General features: G+C 70.6%; 12 protein-coding genes. All 12 read right to left on the bottom strand.

What is annotated here, in order from left to right; genetic code table 11:
* Window positions 1-30: 30 nt before the first annotated feature.
* A complete protein-coding gene (locus tag ACE1OC_RS41825) occupies window positions 31-1,155 on the bottom strand; it encodes a prephenate dehydrogenase (RefSeq protein WP_407842052.1) in 1,125 nt (374 codons plus the stop codon).
* Complete coding sequence (gene aroH, locus ACE1OC_RS41820; protein ID WP_407841908.1) at window positions 1,155-1,532, bottom strand: chorismate mutase; 378 nt, start codon at window positions 1,530-1,532, stop codon at window positions 1,155-1,157. The genes ACE1OC_RS41825 and aroH overlap by 1 nt, the downstream gene beginning before the upstream one ends.
* Window positions 1,533-1,579: 47 nt before the next feature.
* The gene (locus tag ACE1OC_RS41815) at window positions 1,580-2,968 is read right to left on the bottom strand and encodes a class II 3-deoxy-7-phosphoheptulonate synthase (protein WP_407841907.1); all 1,389 of its coding nucleotides are present in this window, start codon (window positions 2,966-2,968) and stop codon (window positions 1,580-1,582) included.
* 152 nt (window positions 2,969-3,120) lie between these two features.
* Window positions 3,121-4,377, bottom strand: coding sequence for a multidrug effflux MFS transporter (locus ACE1OC_RS41810; protein ID WP_407841906.1), 1,257 nt, complete (start codon window positions 4,375-4,377; stop codon window positions 3,121-3,123).
* A gap of 28 nt (window positions 4,378-4,405) precedes the next feature.
* Window positions 4,406-5,053, bottom strand: a complete 648-nt coding sequence (locus tag ACE1OC_RS41805; RefSeq protein WP_407841905.1) for an NAD(P)-dependent oxidoreductase — start codon at window positions 5,051-5,053, stop codon at window positions 4,406-4,408.
* A 59-nt stretch (window positions 5,054-5,112) separates the two neighbouring features.
* On the bottom strand, window positions 5,113-5,925 hold the full coding sequence (locus ACE1OC_RS41800; RefSeq protein WP_407841904.1) for a class II aldolase/adducin family protein: 813 nt from the start codon (window positions 5,923-5,925) through the stop codon (window positions 5,113-5,115).
* Between the two features lie 131 nt (window positions 5,926-6,056).
* Complete coding sequence (locus ACE1OC_RS41795; protein ID WP_407841903.1) at window positions 6,057-7,601, bottom strand: FAD/NAD(P)-binding protein; 1,545 nt, start codon at window positions 7,599-7,601, stop codon at window positions 6,057-6,059.
* A 241-nt stretch (window positions 7,602-7,842) separates the two neighbouring features.
* On the bottom strand, window positions 7,843-8,340 hold the full coding sequence (locus ACE1OC_RS41790) for a flavin reductase family protein (protein ID WP_407841902.1): 498 nt from the start codon (window positions 8,338-8,340) through the stop codon (window positions 7,843-7,845).
* A 79-nt stretch (window positions 8,341-8,419) separates the two neighbouring features.
* Entirely contained in the window at window positions 8,420-9,958 is a 1,539-nt protein-coding gene (locus ACE1OC_RS41785; RefSeq protein WP_407841901.1) for a 4-hydroxyphenylacetate 3-hydroxylase family protein, read from the bottom strand.
* Between the two features lie 340 nt (window positions 9,959-10,298).
* On the bottom strand, window positions 10,299-10,577 hold the full coding sequence (locus ACE1OC_RS41780) for a LysR family transcriptional regulator (RefSeq protein WP_407841900.1): 279 nt from the start codon (window positions 10,575-10,577) through the stop codon (window positions 10,299-10,301).
* A 207-nt stretch (window positions 10,578-10,784) separates the two neighbouring features.
* Entirely contained in the window at window positions 10,785-11,168 is a 384-nt protein-coding gene (locus ACE1OC_RS41775; RefSeq protein WP_266914252.1) for a hypothetical protein, read from the bottom strand.
* A complete protein-coding gene (locus ACE1OC_RS41770; protein WP_407841899.1) occupies window positions 11,165-12,778 on the bottom strand; it encodes a class I adenylate-forming enzyme family protein in 1,614 nt (537 codons plus the stop codon). Before ACE1OC_RS41770 ends, ACE1OC_RS41775 begins: the two co-directional genes overlap by 4 nt.
* Window positions 12,779-12,949: the final 171 nt, after the last annotated feature.

The following is a 12,949-nucleotide window of genomic DNA, read 5'->3' as shown; positions in this document are numbered from 1 at the left end:
AGGCGGTCGGCGGTTCGGATCCCGGCGCGGTCAGACGCCGGCGGGTACCGGTGGGGTCTCGATCGGACCCATGCGCTGGACCCGCCAGCCGGCGCTCATCAGGCGCTGGGCCATGTTCGAGGCGGTGCCGCGGGCGACCATCAGCTCGACCAGGCCGCTCTCGTCGCCGGGCGAGTGGTCGATGGTCATGTCCTCGATGTTGACGTCGAGTTCGGCGGCGCTCGCCAGGAGCCGGGCGAGTTCACCGGGCTGGTCCCCGATCAGGACGCGGACCGGGGCGCACGCGGGCACCGGGTGCCCGTGCTTGCCGGGGATGCGGTCGCGGCCGATGATGCCGCGGCCGAGCAGGTCGGCCAGGAACGTGGTGCCCTGGGCGCGCTCGTCGGCGTCGTCGGTGGCGAGGCCCCGCAGGGCGGCCACGGTGACCTGGAGGTCCTCGGCGAGTTCGGTCAGCACGTCGGCGACCGCGGTGGCGTTCGACTCCAGGATGTCGCTCCACAACCGGGGGTCTCCCCCGGCGATCCGGGTCACGTCGCGCAGCCCCTGGCCGGCGAGGCGGCAGGCGTCCTCCGGGAGGTGCTGGAGGCGCGCAGCCATCAGCGAGGCGACGACGTGCGGGGTGTGCGAGACCCGGGCCACGGCCCGGTCGTGCACCTCGCTGTCCATCACGACGGGCACCGCCCCGCACAGGGAGACCATCATGAGCGCCATGTTGAGCGCCTCGCGGCCGGTGTCGGCCGTGGGCGTCAGGACCCAGGAGCGGCCCTCGAAGAGGGTGGCGCAGGCGGCGAGCGGGCCGGAGCGCTCCCGGCCGGCCATGGGGTGTCCGCCGATGAAGGTGACGGGGTCGGCGCCGGCGGCGAGCACCCCGATCTCCGGCCCGGCCTTGACGCTGGCGACGTCGGTGTACGAGCGGGCCAGACCGCGCTTCTGCTGGGCGGCGAGCACCGCGCCGACCTGGGCCGGCGGAACGGCCAGCACGGCCAGGTCGACCGTGTTCCTCGGGGGGCCGACGGTACCGGCGCCCAGTGAGGCGGCGGTGCGGGCGGCCGACTCGTTCTCGTCGATCAGGTGGACGGCCACCCCGCGGCGGGAGAGGGCCAGCGCGATGGAGGTTCCGATGAGCCCCGTCCCCACCACTGCGGCGGAGCGGATCACCTCGACTCCCCTGCCACGGAGAGGTCTCTGCGCAGGGCGGCCGCGCCGCCCAGGTAGATGTGCTTGACCTCGGGCTTGGACAGCTCCGTCTCGGCGTACGCGAGGATGCGGACCACGCGGGGCAGGGACCCGGCGATGTCCAGTTCCTGTGCGCACATCAGCGGCACGTCGGTCACACCCAGTTCGCGGGCGGCCACCGCCGGGAACTCGCTGACCAGATCCGGGGTCGCCGTGAAGAGCACGCTGACGAGGTCGTCCTGGTCGAGCCCGTTGACTGCGAGCATCTCCTGGAACAGCGTCCGGACCCCGTCCAGCAGGTGGACCCGCTCGTCGACTTCCAACTGGATGGCACCGCGCAGGGCACGCACGGACATGGTCTTCTCCCTTTGCTGAGGACGGTACGTCGATCGGTCGCTCGGGGTCAGGCGGCGCGTACTGCTTCGCGGCGGGCGGCACCCTGTGCCGTGCGGTCCCGGTACAGCTCGGCGACCCGGAAGGCCAGGTCGAGGGACTGCTTGCGGTTCAGGCGGGGGTCGCACGCGGACTCGTAGCGCTGCCCGAGGTCGGCGAGGCGGACCTCGGCGCCGCCGCCCACGCACTCGGTGACGTCGTCGCCGGTCAACTCGACGTGGATGCCGCCGGGGTGGGTGCCGAGCGCGCGGTGGACCTCGAAGAAGCCGGTGACCTCGTCGAGCACGTCGTCGAAGTGGCGGGTCTTGTGGCCGCTGGGCGCCTCGAAGGTGTTGCCGTGCATCGGGTCGCAGATCCACGCCGGGCGCGCGCCCTCGGCGGTGACCTTGCCGATGAGCTCCGGGAGGATCTCGCGGACGTTGCGGGCGCCCATCCGGGTGATGAAGGTGAGGCGACCGGGCTCGCGCTCCGGGTCCAGCTTGTCGATGAGGCGCATGGCCTCGTCGGCGGAGGTCGTGGGGCCGAGCTTGACGCCGATGGGGTTGCGTACCGTGGAGGCGAACTCCACGTGGGCACCGTCCAGTTGACGAGTGCGCTCACCGATCCAGACCATGTGGCCGGAGACGTCGTACAGCTTCCCGGTCCGGGCGTCGACGCGGGTGAGCGCGGCCTCGTAGTCCAGGAGAAGTGCCTCGTGGCTGGCGAAGATCTCGGAGGAGTGGACGGCGGCCGGGTCGGCGCCGCAGGCGGAGAGGAAGGTGAGGGCGTCGTCGATGTCCCCGGCGAGGCGCTCGTAGCGCTCGCCGACCGGGGAGGCGGCGACGAAGTCGCGGTTCCACTCGTGGACCTGGCGCAGGTCGGCGTAGCCGCCGGTGGTGAAGGCCCGTACGAGGTTCAGGGTGGCGGCGGAGGAGTGGTACATCCGCTTGAGCCGCTCGGGGTCCGGGGTGCGGGACTCGGGGGTGAAGGCGAGGCCGTTGACGGAGTCGCCGCGGTAGACGGGCAGTTCCACGCCGTCACGGATCTCGGTGGGGTTGGAGCGGGGCTTGGAGTACTGGCCGGCGATCCGGCCGATCTTCACCACGGGCACGGAGCTCGCGTAGGTGAGGACGGCGGCCATCTGGAGCAGGGTGCGGACCTTGTCGCGGACCTGGTCGGAGCTGACGGCGTCGAAGCTCTCGGCGCAGTCCCCGCCCTGGAGGACGAAGGCCTCGCCCCGGGCGACGTCGGCGATGCGGTCGCGCAGGCGGTCGCATTCGCCGGCGAAGACCAGGGGCGGGTAGGAGGCGAGGTCGTCGAGCGCGGAGCGCAGGGCGACCGGGTCGGGGTAGGACGGCTGCTGCGCGGCGGGCAGCAGCCGCCAGGAGTCGACGGCCGTGGTGTGCGTGGCGAGGGTCATGGTGGCTGGGACCTCGATCGGTTTCGTTCGGAAAGGGAAGAGGTGTGGGCCTGCCGCCGAGCGGAGTGCCGGACCGGGGTGGCGGAAGACCGTACGGCCGGCCGTGCGCTCCCTGGGCAGGCGCTGCCGTTGCTGGAGCCCGTCTTGCCGGGCTAGACCGGCTCGCGCACCTCGGCGGCCGCGGGCGCCCGGGCGCCGGTCTCCGCACCGGCGGCCCGGGGGCCCGTGGTGAGGCTGAAGGAGAGCAGACCGCCGATGCCGAGGACGGCGATGACGATGCCCATCGGAACCGCGCTGTCCTCGCCGGCGAGGCCGACGAGCGGGACCACGGCCGCACCGATCAGATGCTGGGACAGGCCCAGCAGCGCGGCGGCCGAGCCGGCCACGTCGCCGTGGTCCTGCAGGGCCAGCGCGAAGGAGTTCGGCAGGACGAGCCCGACACTGGAGACGACCAGGAACAGCGCGACGAGCAGCGGGGCCGGGCCGGCGTCCGCGAGGACGACGGCGAGCAGCGCGAGGCCGCCGACCGCGGAGACGAGCAGACCGGCCGCGAGCAGGGCCCGCGGGCCGGTCCGGTGCACGATGCGGCCGCTGACCTGCGCGGCGATGACCAGGCCGAGGGCGTTGACGCCGAAGACGACGCTGTAGCCCTGCGGGGACATCCCGTGGATGGACTGGAGCACGAAGGTCGAGCCGGAGATGTACGCGAACATCGCGGCGAAGGCGAAGCCGCAGGCCAGGTTGTAGCCGACGAACACCCGGTCGCCGAGCAGCCGGCGGAAGATCGGGCCGGTGGCCTTGAGGCCGCCGCTCACGCGCCGTTCGGCGGGGTGCGTCTCCGGCAGTGCGCCGGCGACGCCGAAGAGCATCAGGGCGCCGATGATGGCGAGGGCGATGAAGATGCCCTTCCACGAGGTGACGAGCATCAGCTGGCCGCCGAGGACGGGGGCCAGGATCGGCGCGATGCCGGTGATGAGCATCAGCATCGCGAAGAACCGGGCCGCGGCGGGACCGGTGTGCCGGTCGCGCACGACCGCGGAGGCGATGACGATGCCGGTGGCGCCGCCGAGGCCCTGGAGGGCGCGCAGCCCGACCAGCGTCCAGATGTCGGACGCGAAGGCGCACAGCAGCGCGGTGACGGCGAACAGCGCCAGACCGGCGATGAGCGGACGGCGGCGGCCGAGCGCGTCACTGACGGGTCCGGCGATGAGCTGGCCGATGCCCAGGCCGAGCAGACAGGCGGTGAGGCTGAGCTGAGCCGCCGAGGCGCTCGTGTTCAGGTCCTCGGCGATCTGCGGAAGGCCCGGCATGTAGGCGTCGTTGGCCAGCGGGCCGAGAGCGGTGAGTGCGCCCAGGATGATGACGTACCGGACGAGCCCTGCGCCCTTCGGTGTCGCGGGTGAAGCCATGGTCGGATCCCCTCCGGGGAACGCGGAATCAGTAGGCGACGGTGATGCGGGACCGGATCGCGTCACCGCGCTCCAGTACGTCCGCGAAGGCGACCGCGTAGTCCGCGATGCTGATGCGGCTGTGGCCTTCGGCGTCCACCACGAGCTGGTCACCGCCGACCCGGTAGGTTCCGGTGCGCTCACCGGGCTCGATCCGGGCGGCCGGGGAGACGAACGTCCAGTCCAGGGTGTCGGCCTGGCGGTAGAGGTCCAGGGCTTCGCTCTGGGCGAGCGCGTTCTGCTTCCAGACGGCCGGGAAGTCCGGGTCGTCGATGACCTTGACGCCCGGGGACACCTCCAGGCTGCCGGCGCCGCCGAGGACCACGACACGGCGTACGCCGCTGCGGGTCAGGCCCTCGATGAGCGCGTTGGCCGCACCGACGATGATCTTGTGGTCGTCGTCGAAGCCCAGCTTGGGACCGACGGCCGAGGCCACCGCGTCGTAGCCCCGTGCGGACAGTTCGGCCACGGTGTCGGCGCTGGTGGCGTCACCGGCGACGACGGTCAGGTCCTCGTGGCTCTTGCCCGCGATCGCACCGGTGCGGGTGGCGCCGGTGACGGAGTGCCCGCGGGAGAGCAGCTCACCGGCGATGGCCCTGCCGATGTGTCCGCTCGCGCCGAAAAGAAGGATGTTCATGGCGTGCCTCTTCCTGGGTGCTTCTCGCGCGGTGTCGCCGGACGCGAGACGAGTGCGGGCTAGTCCTCTTCCAGGAAGTCGGGCTGCTCGCGGACGATCTCGTCCCAGAGCAGCTGGAAGCTGAACCAGCCCAGCTGCTCGTTGCCGAACCCGTCCCCCGCGGCCACGGCCTGCTCGTGGGTGAAGCTCTTGGGCGTGCCCGCCGCCCGGGCGAGCAGCTGCACCTGGGCGCAGCTGTCATAGGTGAAGAACCAGTGCACGGCCTCATCGAGCGATCCGCCGACGGTTATCAGGCCGTGGTGGCGCAGGAGGATCGCGCGGTTGTCGCCGAGCTTCTCCGCGATGTCGCGGCCGAGTTCGGCGGAGACCGAGGGGCCCTCGTACTCCTCGTAGAGGACCTGGCGGTTGTAGAAGGCGGCGGACTCCTGGTCGATGGGGTCCAGCAGCCGGCCCAGGGCGCCCAGCGCGCGGGAGTGCGCGGTGTGGCCGTGGGCGGCCGCCGTGGCGCCCGGCTGCATCTCGTGGATGGCCGAGTGGATGACGAAGGCACTGGGGTTGACCCGGTGCTTGCCCTCCACGACGTTGCCGGCGGAGTCGACGCAGATGAGGTCGGCGACACGGACCAGGTTGAAGGAGACGCCGAAGGGGTTCACCCAGAAGCGGTCCTCGTGCTCCGGGTCGCGGACCGAGATGTGGCCCGAGATGCCCTCACCGAAGCCGTACTTGCCGAACAGCCGCAGGGCGGCGGCGAGCCGCTGCTTGCGGTGGCGGCGCGTCTCCTCGTGGGTGGTGAAGACCGGCTCGCCGGGGATCGGCAGGCCGGTGTGCGTGTCCGCCAGGTAGGCGGGCCGATCGGTCTCGGTGACGCTCATGCTCGGGGTCCTCATCTCCGGATCGTTCTCCGGTAGTGGTACGGATACGGGTGCGTGCGGCGGCCAGGCCCTGAGCGGGACCAGGCCGTGCGCGGAGCCAGGCCCTGAGCGGGGCCAGGCCGTGCGCGGGGCTAGACCGTGAGCAGGACTTCCTCGTTCTCCCGGCTCGCGGCCGTGACGGTCTCGGCGTGCTGCAGGATCGCGCCGACGATGTCCTGGCTGCGGTCGACCAGCGAGGGGATGCCGAAGGTGAAGAAGAGCGAACCCGCGGCGATGTTGCCGAGCCCGTACAGGCGCGGGTCGGATCTGCCGTTGGTCGTCAGCTGGCTGGTCGGACGGGCTATGTGCAGGCCGCCGTGGGGGTGCCGGCTGGCGACGCGGCTGCGCATGAGCGAGGTGACCAGGGGCGCGGCGCTGGTGGGGATGCGCCCCTCGGAGGCGTTCACGGCACTGACGACACGGTCGGCCGTGAAGTTGTGGCCCTCGGCGGTGACGACGTCGAACCCCGCCTCGGGGTTCGGGGTGATGTTCTGCAGACCGGAGACGATGTCGAGTTTGCCCGCCTCGACGAGCTCGAGGAGGACTCCGGCGCTGCCCGGCGGCATGGGGCAGCACAGGCTCATGATCGTGCGGTAATGGGCGCGCAGAAGCTGGACCTTGTCCTGTTCGCGCAGCATCGGCCAGACGTCGGGCCCGGTCTCGGGGACGGCGCGCTGGAGGATGCGCAGGCCCATGTGAGGGGAGTCCACCTCTTCGATCTGCCGGCGCAGCCGGTCGACCGGGTTCTCCAGGTCGACCCGGATGATCTCCTCGACGGTCGCGTCGAGGTCGGCACCGATGTCGCGGAACTCGGCCCGCATGACGGTGGCGATGTCCTCGAGGGTGACCTCGGGGTGGGTCGCGGCCAGCGTCTCCATCCGGTGCGGGGTGAAGTGGCGCAGCTCGAAGGGGACCGCCTTCTGCCGCACACCGGGCAGGACGCCACGGCGGGACATCAGGCTGATGCGGCCCTGGTGGCCCTGGGCGGCCAGGGACAGGATGATGTCGATGGCGGTCAGGCCGCTGCCGATGACGGCGACGTGGTCGTTCTCGCCGACGTCCGCCAGCTTGCTGACGATCGGGTACGGGTCCCCGACGAAGCCCTCGGTGCCGGACAGTCCGTAGACGTCCTTGGGACTGTCGCCTCCGACGCACAGGATGGCGTAGTCGAAGGCGCGGGCGCGGCCGCTGCCGGTGCGCAGCAGCACCCGGTTGGCGGCCCGGCTGGCGGAGGTGACGCCCTCGCCGACGAGGTCGACGCGCCAGCCCTGGCGGCGCAGTTCGCCGAGCGCGGCGTACGCCGTCTGCTCCAGGTACTCGCCGTAGACCGTGCGGGGCGCGAAGCGGCTCCCGGACCACCGGTCGACTCCGGTGCGGACGCCGGCGACCTTGTCCCTCGTATCCAGCCAGTTCTCGAAATGCTGGAGGTCGCCTGCGCGCACGGACATGTCGTCGGGTGTCGCGTTGACCTTGAGGGTCTCGGTGTCCACCTGGTATGCGCGGCCGCGCCACAGGTGCGGTGACGGTTCGAAGACCGTGAGGCTGCCTGGTTCACTATCTGTTCGGGACAACGCGTCGATCAAGCAGACTGCAGCCGCGCCTCCTCCGACGATACCGATCGAGAATCCACGGGACATGTGTCAGTCACCTATCAATTCGTGGAAGGCGCTGGGTCGTCGTGCGCCGGCCTTGCTTTCCGTTGTCACGGGGCCCTCCTCGCCTACTCCGGGGATTCGGTGGAAGCCGCCGGCCCACCCCCGGTGCGGAGGAGGTGAAGCCGGTCGGCCAATGGGTGGGGCACTCCGGCTCAGGCGGCGGAGTTCTTACGGTCACGCATCGAGCCGGCCCCGGCGGCTCGGCGGCTTCTTCGCCCGCACGTCACACCTGTTCCAGTTCGAATCTGTGGAATCCGCCCTGAAGGAAGATCAGGGGGGTCTGGGCCTCACGGGCCCCCATGGCGAGGACTTCGCCGATAACCATGACGTGGTCACCCGCCACCACGTGGTCGCGGAGGCTGCACTCCATCCAAGCCGCCGCGTCGAACAGCAGCGTCCCGGTGGCCTCGCCCGGTACTCCGGCCACCTCGGACAGCGCCCGGTCGCGCTCGGGCCGCCGGCGTGCGAACGCGCGGGCGGTGGACTCGCCCTCGGCGCCGAGGATCGAGATCCCGACGACGCCGGTGCGCATCAGCTCCGCGAAGAACTCCGAGTCGTGACGGAAGCTCAGGGAAACCAGCGGCGGTTCCAGTGAGACGGAGGTGAGTGAGTTGACGGTGATCGCGTTGTGAGTGCGTACGCCGTCTCTCTCGGTGTACGTGCTGACGATGCAGACCCCGGTGGCGAAGGAGCGCATCACATCGCGCAGGTCGTGGTTCATGCCGGGCCTCTCTGCTGGGCGCGGACGGGTGCGCTCGGCGTCTGGGCCGATGGCACGCGTCCGTACGCGGGCTGACTGGTCAGTTCTCTTGGGCCCAGCGGCCGCGGGTCCAGCCGTCGAGGTCGTAGTCGTCCATGGCCTTCTGGACGAGGTCGCCGTAGGTGTCGAGCAGACCGGCGTCGCGGGACCAGTTCAGGGTGTCGAGACGCACCTGGTCGGGGCGGTCGGCGGAATTGAGGTCGTACAGCTCGTGGCGGGCGCCGAACTCGGTGCCGATCGCGTCCCAGGCCAGCTTGAACAGCTTGGTCCGCTCCTCGGCGGTGGCGCCCGTGCCGCGGTAGTAGCGGTCGAGCAGCGGGCGCAGCTCCGGGTTCTGCAGGTCCTTGCCGCTGGAGGGGGTCATCAGCAGCGCGCCCGCGAGGTGCTCCTCGAAGAAGCGGTGCGTGCGCTCCCAGCTGAGCGGGGCGAGCGCCCGGTAGCCGGCCGCGTAGTCCATGCGCGGCAGGACCGTGCCGCCCGGGCCGTACTCCGGGTCCAGGGCCATGGCACTGGTGACGGCCCAGGTCTGGTGGCGCCAGGCGAGCAGCTCGCCGAGGCCGGCCTGGACGTCGCGGAAGCCGTCCGTGCCGTAGATGCGCGTGCCCCGGTCGAGGATGCCCGCCATGAACTGGAGCTTGACCGACCTGCGGATCGCGCCCTGGAAGAAGCCGCGGGAGAGCAGGCCGGAGCGCGGGAAGCACTGGTGGATCTTCTCGGTGTCCCGGTGGATCAGGACGCTCTCCCACGGGATGAACACCTTGTCGAAGACCAGGACCGCGTCGTTCTCGTCGAACCGGCTGGAGAGCGGGTTGTCGAACGGGCTGGTGGCCTTGGACTCGTAGGAGGTGCGGCAGACGACCTTCATGCCGGGGGTGTTCAGCGGGGCCATGAAGGCCAGCGCCATGTCGTCGGCCTTGCCGGCGTCCGGGTCGGACAGGTGGCTCTGGCCGACGAAGGCGACGTTGGCCAGAGCCGAGGCGGTGGCCATGAGCTTGGCCCCCTCGACGACGATGCCGTCCACGCGCTCCTCGACGACCTTCAGGTGGACGTCGCGGATCTCGTGCGAGGACTTGGTGCGGTCGGCGGGCGGGTTGACGATCGCGTGGCTGATCGAGAGACCCTGGCGAGCGTACTTCTCGTACCAGGCACGGGCGTTGTCGCCGAAGGGTTCGTAGAAGTCGTGGGTGACCGCGAGGCCGGCCATGAACGACGCGTTGTAGTCGGGCGTGCGGTTCATGAAGCCGTAGCCCAGGCGGGCCCAGTGCTCGATGGCGTCACGTGCCTTGAGGAGCTCCTCCGGCGAGTGCGCCGGGGTGAAGAAGCGGTGGACGCGGTAGCCCGTGTACCGGTCGACCGTTGTCATCAGGTCCTTGGTGTCCGGGTGGTGGAGTGCGTCGTAGAGGTGCGCGATCGACCTCGCGGCGTTGGCGAAGGCCGGGTGCGTCGTCACGTCCTTCACGAACTCGCCGTCCACGAAGACCTGGCGACCGTCACGCAGGCTCTCCAGGTAGGAGTCGCCCGTCATGAGGTCGTTCGGCGCCCCGTCGGCCGGCTGATCCACTATCGGGGCCTGACCCATTTCGGTCTCCTCTCCAGTTACTACGAGCGACCGCTGCCGGGCGCACAGTTCGATTGATCCGAGCGTAGGTTCGGACGCCCATCCGCTCTTGCGGGGCCGCGCACGAACAATTGCCCATCCACGCCAACCCTGGCGCCATCACGTTTCTGGACGGCACGTCAACGGCTAGGAGAAAAGACTCGGTCGACATTGCCGAGAAGGGGGCGGTCAGGTGTCTCGATATGACGGAACAATGAATTCCGAAGACCCCCGGACATAACTACGGCCCGACCTCGATCCAGGTGATGTGGATACGCGGTCGGGCCGAATGAAAAAGCAAAATGAGACGTACGGTGGCCGGTCAGGCGGCGGGGCGGGTACCGCCAGCGGAGGCAGCGTCGATGCAGGCGGCCTCGGCGATCAGGATGATCTTCTCGACGTGTGGCAGCAGTCGCATGCCCGCCTCGGTGAGCTGGACACGGCCGCCGGCGCGATGGAACAGCTCGGCCCCGATGTAGTCCTCGAGGTTCTTGATGTGGGCGGTGACGCTGGGTTGCGAGTAATGAAGGTTTCGGGCGGCTCGAGTGAAGCTCATCTCGGCGGCCACTTCTCGGAACGAGCGTAACTGCTGGAACTGCACGGCAGGGGCTCCCTTCTACGAGACTCAAAGCCCCGGAGGTTAGAAACATACCACGGTGCAGGTATAAATGCAGTGCGAGGGGCTGCCGTTCAGCCCGCGTACGGTAGCCGACATACCTGTGGCCATGCCCAGGGAGGGCATGGCCACAGGTCAGCCGCCGCTTCGCGCCGACAGCGGGTCGGTCGTTCGGAGTGGACTAGTCGTGGACTAGTCGGACATCTCCATCGGTGAGAGGAGGTCCCGGGCGATCTGCGGGAGCAGACGGTCGATCAGGACCCCCGTGCGCGCGGATCCGTCGGCGGCCCGCGGGATCGCGTCGACGGCCACCGCGTGCGAGAGCACCCACGGCATGCGCCGCTCGCAGGCGGCCAGCGCGGCCTGACGCCCGCCGGCCTCCTGGTCCTCCTCGGGGAGCGGTACGAAGGCCACCACCAGCGTCTCGCCCACCTCGGGCAGCCGGGTGCGCATCACCGCCACGTCCCTCACGCAGGGCAGGTCGAGGAGTTCGAGTTCGAGTGCGAAGAAGGCCGTCTCGAAGTCCTCCACCAGCAGTTCGTCGTACGGCTGGTCGTCGAAGGAGGGAAGGTTCACGCGGACATCTCCTGTTGCATCGACTGCTCAAGCTGGAGGTTCAGAGTGATGATGGGCAGCACCGCGTCGAGGAGGTCCCCGGTGCGGATCCGGCCCGTCGGGCTGTACGGGATGGTGTCGACCGCGATGACGTGCGCGGGCAGCGACGGCACCCGGCGGGCACAGGCCGCACTGAGCGACTTGTACCCAGTGACCTCGCGGTCGACCGCCACGGCGATGAAGGGCACCACGATCGCGTCGCCCAGCACCGCGTTGCTGACCCGCATGACGGCGGTGTCGCGCAGGCAGGGCAGGTTGAGCAGGTCCGACTCCAGCCGGAACAACTCGGTGTCGACCGCCGAATCGCGGACCACCACGGGCACTTCGGTGACCCGCCCGGTGACCAGCAGCCGGCCGGTCTCGTCCACGTACCCGGAGTCGTCGGTGACGAGGAAGCGCTCCGTGCCCCAGCCGAGGTCCAGCTCCGCGACCTGGGTCTCGCCGTCCAGGTAGCCGTCCATGACCTGGTGGCCCGCGAAGGCGAGGCGGCCGCTCTCGCCCTGCCCCACCGGCTGCCCGTCCTCGCCGAGAACGGCGACGGTGGTGCCGAGCGTGGTGTGTCCCGAGCGCGGCGGCGAGACCAGCAGCTCCTCGGGGCCCATGACGGCGGTCAGCCCGGTCTCCGCGCTGCCGAGCGCGGTGTGCAGCACCGGGCCGAGCCGCTCCCAGGCCGTGTTGACGGTCCATCGGCCCAGGTGGGCGCCGGGGGTGAGGAGGAACCGCAGGTGGCGGGTGCGCGGCGAGGGCTCGGCGCTCTCCGGGAGTCCGAGCAGGCCGTGCAGGGCGGAGGGGGTGATCACGCCGGTGCTGACGCGCTCGGCGACGAGCAGGGCGGCCAGGGTCTCGGGGCCGGCCCCGTCCGCGAGTACGACGGTGGCGCCGATGCCGAGCATCGTGCGGGTCAGGGCAAGGGCCGTGGACTCGGTCGGCGGGGCGGAGGCCAGGTGGACGTCGTCCCGGTTGAGCCCGAACTCGTCGACGAGGTCGACCAGGTGGCGGCCCTCGGAGGGGGTGCGGCGCACGGCGATCCGGGAGGGCCCCTCACTGCGCGCGCTGACCGCGAAGGACTCGTACGGCCGGGGCGCCGGCAGGGTGCGCAGGGGTTCGGCCGACGTCAGCAGGTCGAAGTTGAGCGCCTGGTGCTTGCCGGGTGCGGCCGGTGCGCCGGGGGCCGTGATCCCGTCCAGGAGGACGTGCACGGCCTGCGGCCCGCTGGGCCATACGAGCTGGTCGAGGGTGGCGCGGTGCTCCGAGGCCACGAAGACCACGGAAGGCTCCAGCCAGGAAAGCACCTGGCCGAGATCGTCCGTGCCGCTCTGCGGGTCGAGACCGGTGCAGGAGACGCCGAGGGTGGCGCAGGCGCTCATGGCGACGGTGAGCTGCCAGCTGTTCCCGGCGAGGAAGACCGCCCGAACCGCGCCCTCTTGGGGCAGGTGCTCTGCGAGTCCGGCCGCCGTCCGCTCCACGGTCTCGGCGTACTGGCCCCAGGTCAGCCGCACCTGGCCGTCGACCAAGGCATCCCGCGTCACGCCGCCCGCCGCATGCCGGCGGATGTCATCGAGCTTGATCATGTGGGTTCTCCGTGGTCGGTCAAGAGCCTCGTATGTGGCTCGGGGCCGCACCCATGGAAACAAACCTGCATGAAGGTAGGCAACCGTCATCGGAAGATCTGATGTCGTCGCCCGAAGCACCGAATCGGTTGCGGAAAACCCTCCGCCGGGCGTCGAGGACGCCCGGCGGAG

The organism is Streptomyces stoeckheimensis (genome assembly GCF_045822005.1).
Taxonomy (GTDB): domain Bacteria; phylum Actinomycetota; class Actinomycetes; order Streptomycetales; family Streptomycetaceae; genus Streptomyces; species Streptomyces stoeckheimensis.
Note: the sequence above shows the minus strand (reverse complement) of the source record. Positions and strands in the feature narration are given on the sequence as shown.

Bases quoted from the DNA above. Each gene is read 5' to 3' on its own strand.
- aroH (WP_407841908.1), bottom strand. From the start codon at position 1,532: ATGTCCGTGCGTGCCCTGCGCGGTGCCATCCAGTTGGAAGTCGACGAG.
- ACE1OC_RS41815 (WP_407841907.1), bottom strand. From the start codon at position 2,968: ATGACCCTCGCCACGCACACCACGGCCGTCGACTCCTGGCGGCTGCTG.
- ACE1OC_RS41810 (WP_407841906.1), bottom strand. From the start codon at position 4,377: ATGGCTTCACCCGCGACACCGAAGGGCGCAGGGCTCGTCCGGTACGTC.
- ACE1OC_RS41805 (WP_407841905.1), bottom strand. From the start codon at position 5,053: ATGAACATCCTTCTTTTCGGCGCGAGCGGACACATCGGCAGGGCCATC.
- ACE1OC_RS41800 (WP_407841904.1), bottom strand. From the start codon at position 5,925: ATGAGCGTCACCGAGACCGATCGGCCCGCCTACCTGGCGGACACGCAC.
- ACE1OC_RS41795 (WP_407841903.1), bottom strand. From the start codon at position 7,601: ATGTCCCGTGGATTCTCGATCGGTATCGTCGGAGGAGGCGCGGCTGCA.
- ACE1OC_RS41790 (WP_407841902.1), bottom strand. From the start codon at position 8,340: ATGAACCACGACCTGCGCGATGTGATGCGCTCCTTCGCCACCGGGGTC.
- ACE1OC_RS41785 (WP_407841901.1), bottom strand. From the start codon at position 9,958: ATGGGTCAGGCCCCGATAGTGGATCAGCCGGCCGACGGGGCGCCGAAC.
- ACE1OC_RS41770 (WP_407841899.1), bottom strand. From the start codon at position 12,778: ATGATCAAGCTCGATGACATCCGCCGGCATGCGGCGGGCGGCGTGACG.